Annotated in this window: 12 protein-coding genes; 9 read left to right on the top strand and 3 right to left on the bottom strand. The window is 63.7% G+C overall.

Annotation, left to right across the window (positions count from 1 at the left end):
• The first annotated feature begins 105 nt into the window (after window positions 1-105).
• The 8 genes from ahcY to trxA all read left to right on the top strand — a co-directional run bounded on the left by ahcY (window position 106) and on the right by trxA (window position 13,006).
• The gene (gene ahcY, locus IZV00_RS05080) at window positions 106-1,515 is read left to right on the top strand and encodes an adenosylhomocysteinase (protein ID WP_196226067.1); all 1,410 of its coding nucleotides are present in this window, start codon (window positions 106-108) and stop codon (window positions 1,513-1,515) included.
• A gap of 261 nt (window positions 1,516-1,776) precedes the next feature.
• The gene (locus IZV00_RS05085; protein ID WP_196226068.1) at window positions 1,777-4,125 is read left to right on the top strand and encodes a PAS domain-containing sensor histidine kinase; all 2,349 of its coding nucleotides are present in this window, start codon (window positions 1,777-1,779) and stop codon (window positions 4,123-4,125) included.
• A 13-nt stretch (window positions 4,126-4,138) separates the two neighbouring features.
• Window positions 4,139-4,576 carry a tRNA (adenosine(37)-N6)-threonylcarbamoyltransferase complex ATPase subunit type 1 TsaE gene (gene tsaE / locus IZV00_RS05090; protein WP_443020073.1) on the top strand — a complete coding sequence of 146 codons (438 nt, stop codon included), beginning with the start codon at window positions 4,139-4,141 and terminating at the stop codon, window positions 4,574-4,576.
• Window positions 4,573-5,559: an aminoglycoside phosphotransferase family protein gene (locus tag IZV00_RS05095; RefSeq protein WP_196226514.1), complete on the top strand. Its 987-nt coding sequence runs from the start codon at window positions 4,573-4,575 to the stop codon at window positions 5,557-5,559. Before tsaE ends, IZV00_RS05095 begins: the two co-directional genes overlap by 4 nt.
• Entirely contained in the window at window positions 5,556-6,266 is a 711-nt protein-coding gene (locus IZV00_RS05100) for a nucleotidyltransferase family protein (protein WP_196226070.1), read from the top strand. Before IZV00_RS05095 ends, IZV00_RS05100 begins: the two co-directional genes overlap by 4 nt.
• Window positions 6,259-9,234 (top strand): double-strand break repair protein AddB, encoded by a 2,976-nt coding sequence (gene addB, locus IZV00_RS05105; RefSeq protein WP_196226071.1) that lies wholly within the window; start codon window positions 6,259-6,261, stop codon window positions 9,232-9,234. The genes IZV00_RS05100 and addB overlap by 8 nt, the downstream gene beginning before the upstream one ends.
• Window positions 9,215-12,655, top strand: a complete 3,441-nt coding sequence (gene addA, locus IZV00_RS05110) for a double-strand break repair helicase AddA (protein WP_196226072.1) — start codon at window positions 9,215-9,217, stop codon at window positions 12,653-12,655. The genes addB and addA overlap by 20 nt, the downstream gene beginning before the upstream one ends.
• A 30-nt stretch (window positions 12,656-12,685) precedes the next feature.
• On the top strand, window positions 12,686-13,006 hold the full coding sequence (gene trxA / locus IZV00_RS05115; RefSeq protein WP_196226073.1) for a thioredoxin TrxA: 321 nt from the start codon (window positions 12,686-12,688) through the stop codon (window positions 13,004-13,006).
• A gap of 85 nt (window positions 13,007-13,091) precedes the next feature.
• On the opposite strand, the gene IZV00_RS05120 is transcribed toward trxA, so the two are convergent.
• Both IZV00_RS05120 and argJ read right to left on the bottom strand, forming a co-directional pair.
• Window positions 13,092-13,889 (bottom strand): inositol monophosphatase family protein, encoded by a 798-nt coding sequence (locus IZV00_RS05120; protein ID WP_196226074.1) that lies wholly within the window; start codon window positions 13,887-13,889, stop codon window positions 13,092-13,094.
• The gene (argJ, locus tag IZV00_RS05125; RefSeq protein ID WP_196226075.1) at window positions 13,889-15,115 is read right to left on the bottom strand and encodes a bifunctional glutamate N-acetyltransferase/amino-acid acetyltransferase ArgJ; all 1,227 of its coding nucleotides are present in this window, start codon (window positions 15,113-15,115) and stop codon (window positions 13,889-13,891) included. Before argJ ends, IZV00_RS05120 begins: the two co-directional genes overlap by 1 nt.
• A gap of 163 nt (window positions 15,116-15,278) precedes the next feature.
• On the opposite strand from argJ, the gene secA reads away from it, so the two are divergent.
• Window positions 15,279-18,011, top strand: coding sequence for a preprotein translocase subunit SecA (gene secA, locus IZV00_RS05130; protein WP_196226076.1), 2,733 nt, complete (start codon window positions 15,279-15,281; stop codon window positions 18,009-18,011).
• A gap of 131 nt (window positions 18,012-18,142) precedes the next feature.
• Here secA and IZV00_RS05135 read toward each other — a convergent pair whose 3' ends face one another.
• Window positions 18,143-18,565, bottom strand: a complete 423-nt coding sequence (locus tag IZV00_RS05135; RefSeq protein WP_196226077.1) for a DUF983 domain-containing protein — start codon at window positions 18,563-18,565, stop codon at window positions 18,143-18,145.
• Window positions 18,566-18,653 lie beyond the last annotated feature (88 nt).

Raw genomic sequence — 18,653 nt, forward strand, 5'->3', positions numbered from 1 at the left:
ATATTGAGTTGCCATCACCGGCGGCGATTGGTAAAGCGCAGACCATCGCCGCCGTTTCGCCATGCGAGCGGCTCCGGCACATTCTAAACCGATGGAGACACGCTCGTGGCCACAGCACCCGCCACCCAGGCGCAGGACTATGTGATCGCCGACATCAACCTTGCCGCGTTCGGCCGCAAGGAAATCGAGATCGCCGAAACCGAAATGCCCGGCCTCATGGCGCTGCGCGCCGAGTTCGGCGCTGCGAAGCCGCTCAAGGGCGCGCGCATCACCGGATCGCTCCACATGACGATCCAGACCGCCGTGCTGATTGAGACGCTGGCGGAACTGGGCGCCGAAATCCGCTGGGCTTCGTGCAACATCTTCTCGACCCAGGACCATGCCGCCGCCGCTATCGCCGCGCGCGGCATCCCGGTGTTCGCTGTCAAGGGCGAGACGCTGGAAGAATATTGGGACTATGTCATCCGCATCTTCGATTGGGGTGACACGACCTGCAACATGATCCTGGACGATGGCGGCGACGCCACCATGTTCGCTCTGTGGGGCGCACGCGTCGAAGCCGGGGAAGAGCTTTTCACGCCGGGCAATGAGGAAGAGGAAATCTTCGTCGCCACGCTGAAGCGCTTCCTCGCCGAGCGTCCGGGCTACCTGACCAAGACCGTCGCCGCGATCAAGGGCGTGTCGGAAGAAACCACCACCGGCGTCCACCGCCTTTATGAGCTGGCGAAGAAGGGCAAGCTCCCCTTCCCGGCGATCAACGTCAACGACAGCGTCACCAAGTCGAAGTTCGACAACCTCTACGGCTGCAAGGAATCGCTGGTCGACGCCATCCGCCGCGCGACCGATGTCATGCTGGCGGGCAAGGTCGCTTGCGTCGCTGGCTTTGGCGACGTTGGCAAGGGTTCAGCGGCATCGCTCCGCAACGGCGGCGCCCGCGTTCTGGTGACCGAGGTCGATCCCATCTGCGCGCTTCAGGCCGCGATGGAAGGCTATGAAGTCGTGACGATGGAAGAGGCCGCCACCCGCGCCGATATCTTCGTTACCGCGACCGGCAACGAAGCGGTCATCACCGTCGATCACATGCGCGCCATGAAGAATATGGCGATCGTGTCGAACATCGGCCATTTCGACAGCGAGATCGAGATTGCTGGCCTGTCCAACATGAAGTGGACCGAAATCAAGCCGCAGGTCGACGAAGTCGAATTCCCCGACGGCAAGAAGATCATCGTCCTGGCCAAAGGTCGCTTGGTCAATCTGGGCTGCGCCACCGGCCACCCGAGCTTCGTCATGTCGTCCAGCTTCACCAATCAGGTGCTGGCGCAGATCGAACTGTGGACCAAGTCGGACCAGTATAAGAACGAGGTCTACGTCCTGCCCAAGCATCTGGACGAAAAGGTGGCGGCGCTTCACCTCGAAAAGCTGGGCGTGAAGCTGTCGAAGCTGACCCCCAAGCAGGCCGCCTATATCGGCGTGACGCCGGAAGGTCCGTTCAAGCCGGATCATTACCGCTACTAAGCAAACCGGAAAGGGGGAGGCGCAAGTCTCCCCTTTTTTATGCTTAGCCTCTCGTCATCCCAGCGAAAGCTGGCATCTATTGCCAACGGCGTCCGGCTGAGATGCCCGTTTTCGCTGGCATGACGAAGATGGGAGCTTGTCCGTCTTTAAGGAGCCGCGCATTTCTTCAAACTCCCCGCTTCACGCTGCTCCCGACTTGGGTTAGTCCCCTGATAATCATGCAAAGGGGTGGCAGGTCGCGATGAGGGGTGAACAGGCGCAATGACGTCATTGACCCCCTTTGCCGCAGTCATATTGGGGATCGTGCTGGCCGCCTGGCTGGCCGCCGCGGTGTGGGCGCTTTCGACCGGGCAGCGCATGCGGCGCGAAGGCACGCAGGTTCAGGGCAAGTTCGACCGCCTGTCCAGCCTACTCGCTTCAGCGCCCGCCGCCCCCATCATCATTCATGCCGATGGCCGGATCGAGGCCGCCGACCGGCTCGCCAAATGGCTTGGCAAGGACCGGGTGCCCGCTTTCGTATCCGAACTGACCGCGCCCGACGGCGGCCTGGAACCGGAGGACGCAGCGGCCCTCGCGCAGGAAATAGCGGCGGCCCAGCGCGCCGGACGCAGCTTCGCCCTGCCTGTGCGAGGAGAGGGTTCGTCCCGGCTCTTGCTGGTGCGCGGCGCGCCTGCCGGGCCAGTGCTGGCCGAAAGCGGCGGCGTAGTCCTGTGGATATTCGACGCGACCGACAGCCAATCAGAGATTCAGGCGCTGAAGAGCAAGGTCGAGCAGTTGCGCGAGGCCCTGGAAGCGCTCGCGGGCCTTGTGGAAGCCGCGCCTTTCCCAATGTGGCATCGCACCGCCGACATGCGCCTCAGCCTCGTCAACGCTGCCTATGTCCGCGCGGTGGATGGGGCCAATGCGGCAGACGTCATCGCTCAGGGCACGGAATTGGTCGAGGCGGTGGGCGGCCTTGGCCCTCAGTCATCAGCAGAGCAGGCGTTGGCCGAGGATCGGGTGGTCGAGCGCATGGTGCCCGCAACCATAGATGGCGAACGCCGAACGATGCGGGTCGTCGATGTGCCGCTTGGCGAAGCTGGCGTCGCCGGTTTCGCGATGGACCAGAATGAGCTTGAACAGGCACGGGTCGAGCATCGCCGCCTCGAAGCGGCTCAGCGCGACCTGCTCGATCGCCTCTCCGCAGGCGTAGCCCGCTTTGGCCCGGATCGCACCCTGCGGTTCTGGAACCAGCCATTCATGAGCCTGTTCGGGCTGGATCAGGAACATCTGGCCGATCAGCCCGTGTTCGAACGCGTCCTCGACCGCATGCGCGAAGCCCGCCGCCTGCCCGAACATCGCGACTTTCCGGCGTGGCGCGCCGAACGCCGCGATTGGTTCCTCTCCCCCGACCCGCGCGAGGAAAACTGGCTGCTCGCCGACGGCACGCATCTGCGCGTCTATGGTCAGCCATTGCCCGACGGCGGCCTGCTCCTGATCTTTGAGGATCGGACGGAGCAGGTCCAGCTTTCCAGCGCGCGCGACACGCTGCTGCGAGTCCGTACGGCAACGTTCGACAACCTCTTCGAGTCGATCGGCGTCTTTTCGTCCGATGGCCGCCTGTCGCTGTGGAACAGCCGTTTCCGCTCGATCTGGGAAATCTCCGAAGAACTTCTCGCGCAGCATCCGCGCATCGACGAACTTCTCCGTGCCGTCCAATCCCGCCTCGCCAAGCCGCAGCAGGCCAATCTCGTCCGCGAACTTGTCCGCGCAGCGACCGTGGAACGCAAGCAGCGCGTCGGCCATGTCGGTTTCGCGGACGGCCGCATCTTCGAATTCGCCGCCATCCCTCTGCCCGACGGCAATGCGCTTTTCACGATGCTGGACGTCACCGACAGCCGCCGTGTCGAGCAGGTACTGCGCGACCGCAACGAAGCGCTGGAGCAGGCCGATCGGGTCAAGACGGCCTTCGTCACCAATATGAGCTACGAACTGCGCACGCCGCTCACCACCATCGCGGGCTTCGCAGAGATGATGAGCGCCGGTTATGCCGGGGATATGAGCGATTCCGCCAAGGAATATGTCGATGGCATTCTCCAGAGCACCAATCGCCTGTCGATGTTGATCGACAATGTGCTGGACTTGACACAGGGAGAAGCCGGGACGCTTCCGATCGACCGCGCCCCTGTCGATCTCGCCGCCCTGGCAAAGGAAAGCATCGAACGGATCAAGGGTGAGGCAACGGCCAAGGGCATCGACCTTGCCATCTCCCTGCATGAAACATTGGGGAAAGTGGAAGGCGACAGCCGCCGGATAGGACAGGCGCTCGACCATCTGCTGGAAAATGCGGTCTGCTACAGCGGACGCGGCGCGCGCGTATTGCTGCACGGCGACGGCAGCAGCGACTCCGCGCGGCTCGTCGTGTCCGACAATGGTCCAGGCATCAGCGCAAAGCGCCGCGCCACGATCTTCGATGCGGCGGCGCGGGCCGAACAGGCACGAAGCGGCGAAAAGGCCGGGATTGGCCTGCCGCTCGCCAAGCAATTCGCCGAGGCCCATGGCGGCACCCTCCAGCTCGTGTCAGAGCCGGGGCAGGGCACCATGGCCGTGATCGAGCTACCCCGTGGCTGAGCAGAGCCTGACCATGGCCGACGAAGCGGCGATGCTGGCCCTCGGCCGCCATTTGGCCGACGTGGCGCGCATCGGGGACGTCATTGCGCTGGAAGGCGGCCTTGGCGCGGGCAAGACGACTCTGGCGCGCGGCATATTGGAGGGGCTTGGCCTTGCAGGCGAGGCGCCAAGCCCCAGCTTCGCGATCGTCCAGCCCTATGACGTGCCGGAGGTGAAGCTGCCCGTCGCCCATGTCGATCTCTATCGCCTTGATGATGCGAACGAAGCGCAGGAACTGGCTCTGGACGAATATCTGATGGACAGTCTGCTGATCGTGGAATGGCCCGACCGTCTGGGTCCAGATGCATGGCCCCATGCGCTGCGGCTCCACATCGACATCGAACCCGACGGCGCTCGACGCTTGACAGTGCGCGTGCCGGACGCTTGGACAGAGCGATGGTCGCAGATATGATCCCGCCCGCTTCCGCTCCCGCCTTTCTTTCAGCTGCTGGGTGGGGGCATGCCGCTATCGTCCCGCTGGCGGGTGATGCGTCGTTCCGCCGCTACTTTCGCGTGGTCGATGGCGCGCGCCGTGCAGTGCTGATGGACGCTCCGCCGCCACATGAGGACCCGCGTCCTTTCATCGCCATAGCCGAACATCTGACGGGACAGGGTTTTGCTGCCCCGGCGATCCTTGCCCGCGATCTGGAGCAAGGTCTGGTGCTCATCGAGGATTTCGGCGACTTGCGGGTCAAGGAACATCTGGACGATGTCCCCGCCGACGAGGAAGGCGTTTATAGCCGCGCAGTCGAACTGCTCGCTGATCTTCATCGCCAGCCTGCCGCCGATCTGCCGCCTTATGATCGCGCGGTCTATCAACGCGAAGCCGGGCTGCTCACTGAATGGTACTGCCCCGCGATCGGCCTTTCCGTGGATGCGGACGCTTATACCCGCGCCTGGGATGCCGTGCTGCCGATCGTGGAGCAATCCGCCAGCCCCACGGTCACAGTGCTGCGCGATTATCATGCCGAAAATATCATGCTGATCGATCGGCCCGAAGCGCGCGGGCTGGGCCTGCTCGACTTTCAGGACGCTCTGGCCGGGCATCCCGCTTATGATCTCGTGTCGCTGCTTCAGGACGCGCGGCGCGATGTGCCGCCGGAGGTGGAGGCCGCGATGATCGGCCACTATCAGGCAATCGCAAATCCCCCGGCCGACTTCGATGCTGCCTATGCCGTGCTGGGCGCGCAGCGGAATGCAAAGATCATCGGCATCTTCACGCGGCTTTGGAAGCGGGACGGAAAGCCGCGCTACCTGTCATTCCTGCCGCGCATGTGGGACTTGCTGGAACGCGATCTGGCGCACCCCGCGCTCGCGCCGGTAGCGGACTGGTTCGCCGCCAACATCCCGGCGGAAAAGCGCCATCTCGCGCTTCAGGATAACGCCCCCGCATGATCGACACGGCAATGCTGATGGCGGCTGGCCTTGGCAAACGGATGCGCCCGCTCACCGCCACGCGCCCAAAGCCGCTGGTCAAGGTGGCCGGCAAGCCGCTGATGGACCATGCGCTGGACCGGCTTTCCGCTGGCGGCATCCGCAAGGTGGTGGTCAATGTCCATTACCTCGCCGACACGGTCGAGGCGCATCTCAATGCCCATTCGAACGGCATGCAGGTACTGATTTCGGACGAGCGTACCAAGCTGCTGGAAACGGGCGGGGGCTTGATCCATGCGCGTTCGCTGCTGGGGAACAAACCCTTCTTCTGCGCGAACAGCGACAATCTTTGGATTGACGGGCCGCAGGAAACGCTGAGCATGATGCAGCGCCTGTGGGACCCCGATCGCATGGACGCGCTGCTGCTGCTGGTGCCACTCGCCCGCGCCCATTGTCATACGGGACCGGGCGACTTCCACATGGACGCCTCTGGTCGGTTGAGCCGCCGCAAGACGAGCCATGTCGCACCCTTTGTCTTTACCGGCGTGCAGATCCTTTCGCCCAGCCTGCTCGTCGATCCGCCGTCGGATGTATTTTCGACCAATATCTTCTGGAACCGCGCTATCGAAGCGGGGCGCCTCTACGGCGTTTCGCATCAGGGTCTCTGGTTCGACGTCGGCACACCGCGCGCCATTCCTTTTGTGGAATCGATGCTCGCCTATGGGTGACCGCACCCGGCCAGCCTTGTTCAATATCCCCGCGCACCGCGCCTTTTCCGACGCCTTGGCAGCGGGCATAGTCGCGCAGCATGGCGGCGATCTCATGGCGCTGGCGCAGGGCATGATCCTGCTGCCCACCAATCGCGCGATCCGCGCCGTCAGCGACGCTTTCGTCCGTCGGTCAGGCGGAGGCCTGCTTCTTCCCCGATTGGTCGCGATCGGCGATCCCGATCTTGGCGAACAGGCGGGCGGCGCGCTTGATCCTCTTGCGGAGGGAGAGGCCATTCCCCCGGCCATCGCGCCCATGCGCCGCCAGATGATCTTGGCCCGCATGGTTCAGCAGGCATCCGGCCAACCAATGGACGCCGCGCAGGCGATCAAGCTCGGTCAGGCGCTTGGCACAGTGCTCGACCAGATGCAGGTGGAGCGGGTTCCCATCACCGCGCTTTCCGAACTCACGCTGTCGGATGAACTGTCGGGCCATTGGCAAAGATCGCTCGATCTATTCTCCATCCTCATTCGCCGCTGGCCCGAGGAATTGGCACGGCTTGGCCTCATTGACCTGGCCGACCGCCGCAATCGCCTGTTCGATCGTCTCGCCACACGTTGGGCCTCAGAGCCGCCGTCCGGTTTCGTCATCGCCGCTGGCATAGCCACGACCGCTCCGGCGGTTGCGGGTCTGCTTCGAAGGATTGCCGTTCTGCCACGCGGCAGCGTCGTTTTCGCTGGCCTCGACCATGAAATGGACGAAGCCGCATGGGACGCCATCGGTCCCTTCGCGCCGGACCCTATCACCGGCCGCGCACCACCCGCCCATGAAACCCATCCCCAATATGCCCTCAAGCGGTTGCTCAACGGAATGAGCGCCACCCGCGATGACGTGGCACTTTGGCGCTGGGGCAGCGAGCATGATGCACGCGCCGTCCGCAGCCGCAACATCTCCAACGCGATGCTCCCCCCGCGCCTGACCAGCCGTTGGCGCGATCTGAAAACCGCCGACCGCTCTCTCACAGGGGTAGAGGCGCTTGAGGTGGCAACGCCGGGTGAGGAAGCGCAGGCGATCGCGATCGCCCTACGTGAGGCGGTGGAAACGCAGGGCCGCACCGCCGCGCTGGTTACGCCCGACCGCCAGCTTGCCACGCGCGTGTCGGCGCATCTCACGCGATGGGGGATCGCGGCCGATGATTCCGCTGGTCTGCCCCTGTCTCGCCTGCCGCCCGGCACCTTGCTCATTGCGCTCGCCCAGGCGGTGGCAGAACGCTTCGCGCCCGTCGCGCTGCTGACCCTGCTCAAACATCCGCTGGTCATGCGCGGTGAAGGGCGGCTTCCTTGGCTGGAGGGTGTGCGTGATCTTGATCTATTACTACGCGGCCCGCGTCCTCCTGCGGGCCTTCAAGGGATCGATCTGCTCCTGACCGAACGCGAAGGAGAGGATCGCCAGCAGGCGCTGCGAACCCAGACACGGCAATGGTGGTCGCAGGCGCGCGCGCTGCTCGAACCGCTGGAGCAAGCCTGCGCAGCCGCCCCGACCTTCGCCGCGCAACTGGCGGCCCTCCGCGAACAAGCCGGAGCATTGACCGGCGATGCCATATGGTCAGGTGTCCAGGGCCACGCCGCCGCCGATCTGTTCGCGGAGTTGGAACAGGCGGCCCCCGAAGGCCCTCAACAGTCTGACATCCGCTCCCTCCCGACTCTGCTGGACCATATACTAGGCGGCGTTTCAGTGCGCCCGGTTCAGGGCGGCCATCCGCGCATCGCCATATTGGGTCTGATCGAGGCCCAGTTGGTTCAGGCCGACCTCATGATCCTTGGCGGCCTTAACGAAGGCACATGGCCCGGCCTGCCGTCACCCGATCCCTGGCTTGCTCCACGCATCCGAAGGGAACTCGGTCTTCCGGGCCTCGAAACCCGCATCGGCCGCGCCGCGCATGACTTTGCCAGCGCATTGGGCGCTCCCCACGTCCTTATCACCCGCGCCAGAAGGGGATCGGGCGGCCCCGCCATAGCCTCCCGCTTCTGGTTGCGCCTCAAGGCCATGGCGGGTCCACAATGGAAGAGCGCGGATCGTTACGCCGCGCTGGCGCAGGCACTCGACCGCCCAGCGCGGCACCAGCCCAGCCGCCGTCCCGCGCCAGTGCCACCCGCCTCCGTCCGCCCGAAACTGATCCCCGTCACCGATGTGGACCGCCTAAAGGCTGACCCTTTCGCCTTCTACGCCAAGCGGATATTGCGCCTCAATCGCCTCGACCCGGTCGATGCCGACGCTGGCCCCGCATGGCGCGGTACAGCTGTCCATGAAATACTCCAGCATTGGGCGGAGGCCGGACGGCGCGATCCCGCCGATCTGGAAGCCCGCGCCCGCGCGATGTTCGACCGGCCCGATGTGCACCCGTTGCTGAAAGCGCTCTGGCAACCACGTTTGATCGAGGCCATCCGCTGGATTGCTGCCGAGGTGACCGCCGATCAGGCAGCAGGCCGCTCCATCCTGGCGGTGGAGACGGACGGCCGTGCGGAGATCGCTGGCGTGACCCTTACCGGCAAGGCTGACCGCATCGATCGGATGCCGGACGGATCGCTAGCCATAGTCGATTACAAGACCGGCAAACCACCCAGCGCCAAGCAGGTCAAGGCAGGCTATTCCCTCCAATTGGGGCTACTAGGCCTCATCGCCGAACAGGGTGGCTTCCCGGCCATCGGCGGCGCCAGCACCGCAGGATGCTTCGAATATTGGTCCCTGGCCAAGAAGAACGACGCCTTCGGCTATCGCGAAAGCCCGGTCGATCCGATGGGCAAGCGCGACAAGATCGTGACCTCGTCTTTCACCGCGCTCGTCCACGAATGGTTCGAGAAAATCGCCGGGGATTATCTGACGGGTAATGCTCCCTTCGACGCGCAAGTAAATCCCGAAGTCGCAAACTATGGCGACTATGACCAGCTGATGCGGCTGGAGGAATGGTATGGCCGCGACGATGTCTAGAAAGACCTCGGCCCTTCAACCCCTCGCGGGATCGCAGGCGCGCGCTGCGTCGCCTGACGCCCATGTGTGGCTGTCGGCTTCGGCGGGCACTGGCAAGACGCATGTGCTGACCGCTCGCGTGTTCCGCCTGCTGTTACAGGGCGTGCGGCCCGAAAATATCCTGTGCCTCACCTTCACCAAAGCAGGCGCGGCGGAAATGGCTGACCGCATCCATGATCGCCTCGCCGCCTGGGTCCAGATGGAGGAAGGCGAACTGTTCGAGGATCTGGAGGCGCTGCACGAGGATAGCGGGCCGGAAGCCCGCGACCGCGCCCGCCGCCTCTTTGCCGAGGTGCTGGAATCCACCGGCGGCGGCCTTCGCATCCAGACCATCCACGGCTTTTGCCAGCAACTGCTGACCGCTTTCCCGCTGGAAGCCGATCTGCCCCCCGGCTTCCGCCCGCTCGACCAGCGCGAGCAGGCCGCGCTCGCCCGCCAGACCCTGGCCGATCTTGCCGTCCGCGCGCAGGATCAGGGCGACGACCGGCTCATGGAAGCGCTTCAGGCGATCAGCCTACGTCTGGGGGAGGGGGGCGCCGAACAATTCCTCCTGCGCTGCGCCGCAAATCTTCCCGCGCTGGAGCAATTGCCTGAAGACATCGCCGCCTCGCTCTATCGCGAACTCGGCCTTCCCGAAGGTGACGTCGTCGCTCACCTCGCCAGCCAGTGCGACGACGCACAGTTCGACATGCGAACCCTCGCCTGGATTGCTCAGGCCAATGCCGATTGGGGCACCAGCCGCGCCCTGGAGCGCTGTGACCGAATAGCCCGGTGGAGGGCTCTAAATCCCCGCGACCGCGCGGAGGCTTTGAACGATCTGCACGCCGCTTGGGCGAAGAAGGACGGCGACCTCATCTCGACCAAGGGCTGGGTTCCCCCAGTCGATGGCTATGGAGAGGCCAGCGCGCGCCTCCACTCCCGTTGCGCCGAGCTTCTTAACCTCAAGGCGCTCGCCGCCTATGCGGACCTGCTCGCCGAAGGGCTGCATGCAGGCCGCGCTTATGCCCGCGCCTATCAAGAAGCGAAGCAGCTCGCCGGTGCCGTGGATTTCAACGACCTCATCGCCCGCACCGCCGATCTTCTGTCCCAACCCGGCATCGCCGACTGGATTCGCTACAAGCTCGATCAGCGTATCGACCACATCATGGTCGATGAAGCGCAGGACACGAACGTCAGCCAGTGGCAGATTGTCGGCGCGCTCGCGGCCGAATTTTTCGCAGGGGAGGGCGCCAAGGGTGATCGCGTCCGCACCATCTTCACCGTCGGCGACTTCAAGCAGGCGATCTTCGGCTTCCAGGGCACCAGCCCTCAGGCGTTCGCGGCTGCGCAGATAGCTTTCCAGCGCCATGCGGAAGATGCCGACCATATCTTCCACGACCTGTCGCTCGAACGCAGCTTCCGTTCCACGCCCGCCGTGCTCGATGTCGTAGACCAAACGATCGCGACCTTGAGCGCCGAGCGACTGGGCCTGCTCTCCGGAAATGTCCAGCATATCAGCGCCAACCGCTTCCCCGGCGAAGTCCTGCTGTGGAAACCCACGATCGCTGGCCTGTCAGAAGACGCAGAAGGCGAGGAGGATTGGGCCGCCGATCAGGAGCGCCTGCTCGCCCAGAATATCGCGCGGCAAATCCGCCAGTGGATCGATGACGGCATGATGCTCGAAAGCCGTGGCCGCCCTGTCACGGCAGGCGACATCATGATCCTCGTCCGCCGTCGCAGCGAACTAGCCCGCCTGATCGTCGCCCGCCTCTATGAGGAAGGCGTCGCCGTCGCAGGCATCGACCGCCTCCGCCTCAATGCACCGCTTGCCGTGCGCGACCTCCTTGCCGCGCTCCGTTTCGCGGTGCAGCCGGAGGATGATCTCAACCTCGCCTCGCTGCTGGTATCGCCGCTGATTGGCTGGTCGCAGGATGACCTCATGGCCCGCGCCATGAACCGCCGCGTTGGACTCTGGCAGCATCTCACCCGCACCCAGAACGATGAGCTGCTCGCCCCTCTTCGCGCCCTGCTGAACCGCGCGGACCTGACCACGCCCTATCGCTATCTCGAATCGATCCTGTCCGGCCCGATGGAGGGGCGCCGCCGCCTCATCGAACGGCTCGGCATCGAAGCCGCCGATCCGATCGAGGAACTGCTCAACGCCGCCCTTGCCTTCGAGACGGACGATCACCCCTCCTTGCAGCGTTTCGTGGACTGGTTCGACCGGGGTGAGGTGGAGATAGTCCGCGATGCCGCCGCGCAGGGGGATTCGCTCCGACTTCTTACCGTACACGGCGCAAAGGGTTTGCAGGCGCCTGTCGTCATCTTGGCCGACGCCTGCCTCGATCCCGATGCCGGGACGCGCAGCGATTCCCTCGAATGGAACGGCCTGCCCATTCTCGCCCCCCGAAAGTCCGAGCGTCTGGGTCCCATCGGGCAAGTTCTGGAGGAAGCCCGCGCCGCCGAGCGAGAGGAGCATTGGCGGTTGCTATACGTCGCGCTGACCCGTGCCGAGGAAAGGCTGGTCGTCACCGGCTCGCTAGGCCCCCGCGCCCGCGGCATGCCACAACCCGAAAGCTGGTTCACGGCGGTCGAGAACGCCCTGATCGCCCTTGGCGCGGAATGGGAGGACGATCATTTGTGGGGCGCGCGGCGGCGTTGGCTGGGCGCGGAAACCCTGCCTCCGCGTGCCCTGCAAAAGGCCGCTGCCGTTGAAGCGGCGTCGCATGCGGAACCCGACTGGCTGCGTCAGCCCGCGCCAGAGGAAGCACGCCCACCCCGACCCCTCGCGCCCTCGGCCCCGGTGGAGGATGACGTGCCCTATCCCCCGCCCACGCCTGCCATGCGGGCGGCGAGCGAGCGCGGGCGCTGGCTGCACGCCTTGTTTGAACGGTTGCCGGATGTTTCGCCCGAGCAACGCCGCGAACGCGCGGATCGCTGGCTCGAACAACAGGGCGCGGCGGACGCGTCATTGCGCCATGACGTCATCGCGCAGGCTCTTCGCGTAATCGAGGACAGCGACTTCGCTGCGCTCTTCGCGCCCGGCGCCCTTGCCGAGGCGCCCGTCGCTGCTGTGGTCGGCGACATGGTGGTCTCCGGCACCGTGGATCGGCTATGCATCGGCCCCGATCGCGTGCAGGTCGTTGATTTCAAGACGGGCCGCATAGCGCCGCTCAGCGTGGAGGAAGTCCCCGCCGCCCATGTCCGCCAGATGGCAGCCTACGCCGCCGCGCTTCAGGTCATCTTCCCCGACCGGCGGATAGAAGCCGCGCTGCTCTACACCAGCGCCCCGCGCCTCATAACGCTTCCGCACGATCTTCTCGCGGCGCACAAGCCGGGCTTTCCCCCCGCGCAGGAGAATTTGCCGCTTTCACCCGTTGAGACGGACGCGTCACCGTCCTAGATATCCGCCCAACTGAAGGAGAAATATAACATGGCTACCAAGGCAGTCACCGACACCAGCTTCCAGGCGGACGTGATCGACGCAGACAAGCCCGTGCTTGTCGATTTCTGGGCGGAATGGTGCGGCCCCTGCAAGATGATTGGCCCGGCCCTGGAAGAAATCTCCGAGGAGCTGGCGGACCAGGTCATCATCGCCAAGATCAACATCGACGAAAATCCCGATGCACCCGGCAAATATGGCGTGCGCGGCATCCCGACGATGATCCTGTTCAAAAATGGCGAAGCAGCCGCCACGAAAGTCGGCGCTGCTCCCAAGAGCGCGCTAAAAGGCTGGATCGAAAGCGTTCTCTGATTAATTCCTACTCCCTCTCCCCTTCAGGGGAGAGGGCCGGGGAGAGGGGAACGCGCAACGTCGCCATCGAAACAGTCCCCAAGCCTCAACGAAACAACACCTCCGCCGCCGCCTCCCACAACCGCGGCGACGAAGCCCCCAACAACCCACGCCGCAAATCGCCCACCACATAAGGCGACCCATCCAACCGCTGACAACACCCGCCAGCCTCATTCAGAAACAGCGTCCCGGCGGCATGGTCCCACGGCAATGTCCGCGCAAAGACCGAAACATCATTCTGCCCCAGCACTAGCCGGGGATATTGCTCCGCCGCACAGCGCGGGATGTCCACAAGCGTAAACACCCCTTCCGCCCGCCGTTGAATATCGGCTCGCTCGTCCGGCGTCATGAAATAAACCGCCAGCGCCGCTATCGGCAACGGATCACCGCTCTCCCGTGCCTGGACCTGCTGGCCATCGATATAACTGCCAGCACCTAGCGTGGCGTGACACAAACGCCCGGTAAGCGGGTCCAATATCCATCCCGCCAATGTCGTACCGGCATCCGCTAACGCGATCATGATGCCGAAAGGCGGGCGCCCAGCGGCGAAATTACCTGTCCCGTCGATAGGGTCGATGATCCAGTTGAGCCCGTCGCCGGCCCGATCCAATATCGCCGGGTCCGCCTCACAGGCTTCCTCACCGATGATGCCTGCCTCGGGCAAAATGCGGCTCAGCCCTTCGGCCAGTCTGATCTCGCTTTCCTTGTCGGCAACGGTGACGAAGTCATCGATGGCCTTCTCGCTGATCTCGTCGGCGCGCAAATTCTGGAAGCGCGGCATCACGATGTCCCGCGCTACCTCCCGCATTAATGCGACGACATCATCATTCAGCTCAATCGGCATCAGCTACGGTAATCCGCGTTGATCGAAATATATCCGTGCGTCAGATCGCAGGTCCAGACCGTCGCACGGCCCTCGCCAAGGCCAAGGTCCACGCCGATCTGAATATCCTGCCCCTTGAGGTGCGCGGCAACCGGCGCTTCGTCATATCCCTCTACGGCAAGCCCACCCGATGCCACCTGCGTCACGCCGAACCGGATGGACAGCTTGTCGCGATCCGCTGGCTCGCCCGCCTTGCCCACGGCCATGACGACGCGGCCCCAATTGGCGTCCTCGCCCGCGATCGCCGTCTTTACGAGCGGCGAGTTGGCGATGGACAGTGCGATCCGGTGCGCGCTCGCATCGCTCTCCGCGCCTTCGACGCTGATCTCGATGAACTTCGACGCGCCCTCGCCATCGCGCACCACCAGATGCGCCAGTTGCAGGCAAAGGTCGCTCAGCGCCGCCTGAAAAGCATCCGCCCCAGCATCGTCCATCGACGCCAACGGGGCGTTGCCTGCCTTCCCCGTAGCAAAGGCCAGAACCGTATCGCTGGTCGAAGTATCGCTGTCCACCGTGATGCAGGAGAAAGTCCGCCGGTTCGCCGCCGACAGCATCTGCTGCAATAGCTTCGGCTCGATCACCGCATCGGTAAAGATATAGCCGAGCATCGTCGCCATATCCGGCGCGATCATGCCTGATCCCTTGATGATCCCCACCAGCTCAACGCGTGTCCCGCCGATCATCGCGCTGGTGCGCGCACCCTTGGCATAGGTGTCGGTCGTCCCGATCGTATTCGCCGCCTCTTCCCACTCGCAAGGCACGGCGGAGAAGGCTGCCTCCAGCCCAGCCTCAGCCTTGTCCACCGGCAAGGGAACACCGATCACCCCAGTGGAAGATACGAACACATCCGAAGGCAGGCACCCAAGATGATTGGCGACCTTAGCCGCGATCGCCTCGACCGCAGCCCGCCCGCGATGGCCGGTAAAGGCGTTGGCGTTCCCCGCATTCACCACCAACGCCCGCGCCGACCCGAGCGGAATGGCGTCCCGGCACCACTCAACCTCGGGGGAGGGGCACTTGCTCTGCGTCGTGACGCCAGCAACCGCCGTACCCTCGGCCAGCTCGACATAGGTCAGATCGCAGCGATCCCAATTCTTGTACCGCGCCCTGGCAACGCGCGCGGTGACGCCCGAAATGGCGGGAAGTTCAGGAAAGGCTGCGGGGGCGAGGGGAGAGCGCTGTGTCATGCGCGCGGATTAGCGCATATCATCCGTCCGTCAATCATTGCCTCGATCGAAGCGTTCAGGCCGCTCATCAATTGACTATCCCACAGCCAAACCCTAAATCGCCGCGCATATCCGTGTGCGTTGCCTTAAAAGGGCGCGCGCTCCCCTTTTGTCAGGAACTTGCATGTTCGGCGCACTCGCCAAGTCCATCTTCGGATCGTCCAACGAACGTTACGTAAAGTCGCTGGGCAAGATCGTCGAGCGCATCGCATCTTTCGAACCCGCCATTTCGGCGATGAGCGACGAGGAACTGACGGCCCAGACGGCGCGATTCCGGGAACGCCTGACGCAGGGTGAGACCCTCGATGACCTGCTTCCCGAAGCCTTCGCCACTGTCCGGGAAGCTGCAAAGCGAACCCTGGGCCAGCGCCACTATGACGTACAGATGGTCGGTGGCATCGTCCTCCACCGCGGCGAAATCGCCGAAATGCGCACGGGTGAGGGCAAGACGCTGGTCGCGACGCTCGCCACCTATCTGAACGCGCTGGAAGGGAAGGGCGTCCACGTCGTTACCGTCAACGATTATCTCGCCAGCCGCGACTGCGAATGGATGGGCCAAGTCTATCGTTTCCTCGGCCTCACCACCGGCGTGATCGTGCCGAACCTCAGCGAAGATCAGCGGCGCGAGGCATATAACGCCGACATCACCTACGCGACGAACAACGAACTCGGCTTCGACTATCTGCGCGATAATATGAAGTACGACCGCGCATCGATGGTGCAGCGGCCCTTCAACTTCGCCATCGTCGACGAGGTGGATTCGATCCTGATCGACGAAGCGCGCACCCCGCTGATCATCTCGGGTCCGACCGATGACAAGTCGGAACTCTATGTCGCCGTCGATGCTATCGTGAAGCAGCTGGACGAAGCCGATTATGAGAAGGACGAGAAGCAGCGCACCGTCACCCTGACCGAGGACGGCACGGAAAAGATCGAGCGTCTGCTGGAAGATGCTGGCCTGCTGGAGGGCGCCAACCTCTACGATTTCGAAAACACCGCCGTTGTTCACCACGTCAACCAGGCGCTGCGCGCTGTCGTGATGTTCCGCCGCGACATCGATTACATCGTGAAAGACGGTAAGGTCATTATCATCGATGAGTTCACCGGCCGTATGATGGACGGCCGCCGCTGGTCGGATGGCTTGCACCAGGCGGTGGAAGCCAAGGAAGGCGTGAATATCGAGCCGGAAAACCAGACGCTCGCCTCCATCACGTTCCAGAATTTTTTCCGCATGTACCCCAAGCTCGGCGGCATGACCGGCACGGCGGCGACCGAAGCGACCGAATTCTACGAAATCTACAAGATGAACGTCGTCACCATCCCGACCAACCGGCCGGTGCAACGTGTCGATGAAGAAGACAGTTTCTACAAGAATCTGGAAGACAAGTTCCGCGGCATCGCCAAGACGATCAAGGTCCATGCCGAAAAGGGCCAGCCTGTCCTCGTCGGCACGGTGTCGATCGAAAAGTCGGAAATGCTGTCCGAATTTCTCAATCAGGAAGGGGTCAAGCACGCCGTCCTGAACGCCCGCTTCCACGAAAGCGAAGCGCATATCGTGGCGCAGGCGGGCCGCAAGGGCGCCGTCACCATCGCCACCAACATGGCTGGTCGCGGCACCGACATCAAGCTGGGCGGCAACCTGGAAATGCGTGTCGAGGACGAACTGCGCGACATGCCGGAAGGGCCGGAGCGCGAAGCAGCCATCGCCCGCATCGATGCCGAGATCGAGGCTGAAAAGGCCGAGGTGCTTGCCGCAGGTGGTCTCTTCGTCCTTGCGACGGAACGGCACGAAAGCCGCCGCATCGACAACCAGCTGCGCGGCCGTTCAGGGCGTCAGGGCGACCCCGGCCTCTCGCGCTTTTACCTCAGCCTCGACGATGACCTCATGCGCATCTTCGGCCCGGACACCATGTTCGCCAAGATGATCCGCTCCAACCTGGAAGATGGCGAGGCGCTGCCCCCGTCCAAGTGGCTCAGCAAGGCGATCGAAACCGCGCAGAGGAAAGTCGAAGCGCGCAACTACGACATCCGCAAGCAGGTCGTCGAATATGACGACGTCATGAACGACCAGCGCAAGGTCATTTATGAACAGCGCGCCGACATCATGGACGCTGACACCGTTGACGACGTCGTGACGGACATGCGGCACGAAACGGTCAACGACCTTGTCGGCGCATCCTGTCCTCCGGGCACATATCCCGAACAGTGGGATATCGACCGGCTGAAGGCGCGCACTGCCGAAATTCTTGGGCTTGAACCCGACTTTGACGCATGGCTGGCGGAAGATGCCGTCGATCCGGAATTGATCGAGGAACGCCTCAAGGCTCTTGCCGATGAAGCGGTCGCCGAAAAGATTGGCGGGATCGATCCGGAAAACTGGCACATGATCGAAAAGTCGATCCTGCTCCAGAGCCTGGACCATCACTGGAAAGAGCATCTGTCGACCCTCGACGCGCTGCGTCAGGTAGTTCACCTGCGCGCCTATGCGCAAAAGACGCCGATCAACGAATATAAGCAGGAAGCCTTTGCCCTGTTCGAGCGCATGCTGAGCAACATTCGTGAGGATGTGACCGGCTCGATCGCGCGCGTCCAGTTCAGGATGGAAGAGCCGTTGCCCGAGTTCGACCTGCCCGTGCTTCCCGACTTCATCACCACGCACATCGACCCCTTCTCGGGCGAAGATAATAGTGGTGACATCGATGCTGGCCAGTTGGGCAGCATCACCACCACGCTCCCGCGCCCTCCGGTCGGCAACGCGCAGCCCGGCGAGTTCACTAATCTGAATATCAGCCGCAACGCGCCATGCCCGTGCGGCTCCGGTCAAAAATACAAGCACTGCCACGGCGCGCTCGCCTGAGCGCTCCGATTTATCGCAGCGCGCTCTAGATCCGTCATGCCAGCGAAAGCTGGCATCTCAGGCATCAATCCTCGGCGCCGTCTCCGCCTGGAGAACTCTACCGGGGAGCGATACTCAGCCACCCCGATCGCTCAATCCCGCTTGTCCGACACATCTCCGTGCAGCTTGGCCCATAGGTCCGCCGTCCCTGCCTCCTGCGCCTTCGTCACATATTGGGCGGCGACCAGCCAGCCCTTGATCGGGCGTAACGGCAGCACTGTCGTCAATATGAGCACCGGGATGCCGACGGCGATGTGGACCCATAGAGGCGGCCGCGCCAATATCTCCAGCATCACGATAAAGATGACGCCGGGAACGCAGGCGAACAACTGCACGAACACCGCTGGGCCATCCGCCGGGTCCGCAAAGGAATAATCCAGTCCGCAAACCTCACATCGATCGCGGACGGTAAGAAACCCCTTGAAAATATGCCCTTCGCCGCACCGGGGGCAACGGCCCAGAGCGCCCGTTTCGATCAGCGAACGCCGCGGCAACTTATCCGACGGTTGCACCATGTCCTGCTTTCCCCTGTGCAAATTCCGGGCCTTCGCCTGGCAAGCTCCATGTGATGATAGGGGAGCGTAATTCAATTAGCCTTTTTGT

Source organism: Sphingobium sp. Cam5-1 (assembly GCF_015693305.1).
GTDB lineage: Bacteria > Pseudomonadota > Alphaproteobacteria > Sphingomonadales > Sphingomonadaceae > Sphingobium.

Excerpts from the sequence above, each read along its gene's own strand:
- IZV00_RS05085 (WP_196226068.1), top strand. The coding sequence starts at position 1,777 with ATGACGTCATTGACCCCCTTTGCCGCAGTCATATTGGGGATCGTGCTG.
- tsaE (WP_443020073.1), top strand. The coding sequence starts at position 4,139 with ATGGCCGACGAAGCGGCGATGCTGGCCCTCGGCCGCCATTTGGCCGAC.
- IZV00_RS05095 (WP_196226514.1), top strand. The coding sequence starts at position 4,573 with ATGATCCCGCCCGCTTCCGCTCCCGCCTTTCTTTCAGCTGCTGGGTGG.
- IZV00_RS05100 (WP_196226070.1), top strand. The coding sequence starts at position 5,556 with ATGATCGACACGGCAATGCTGATGGCGGCTGGCCTTGGCAAACGGATG.
- addB (WP_196226071.1), top strand. The coding sequence starts at position 6,259 with ATGGGTGACCGCACCCGGCCAGCCTTGTTCAATATCCCCGCGCACCGC.
- addA (WP_196226072.1), top strand. The coding sequence starts at position 9,215 with ATGGCCGCGACGATGTCTAGAAAGACCTCGGCCCTTCAACCCCTCGCG.
- trxA (WP_196226073.1), top strand. The coding sequence starts at position 12,686 with ATGGCTACCAAGGCAGTCACCGACACCAGCTTCCAGGCGGACGTGATC.
- IZV00_RS05120 (WP_196226074.1), bottom strand. The coding sequence starts at position 13,889 with ATGCCGATTGAGCTGAATGATGATGTCGTCGCATTAATGCGGGAGGTA.
- argJ (WP_196226075.1), bottom strand. The coding sequence starts at position 15,115 with ATGACACAGCGCTCTCCCCTCGCCCCCGCAGCCTTTCCTGAACTTCCC.
- secA (WP_196226076.1), top strand. The coding sequence starts at position 15,279 with ATGTTCGGCGCACTCGCCAAGTCCATCTTCGGATCGTCCAACGAACGT.
- IZV00_RS05135 (WP_196226077.1), bottom strand. The coding sequence starts at position 18,565 with ATGGTGCAACCGTCGGATAAGTTGCCGCGGCGTTCGCTGATCGAAACG.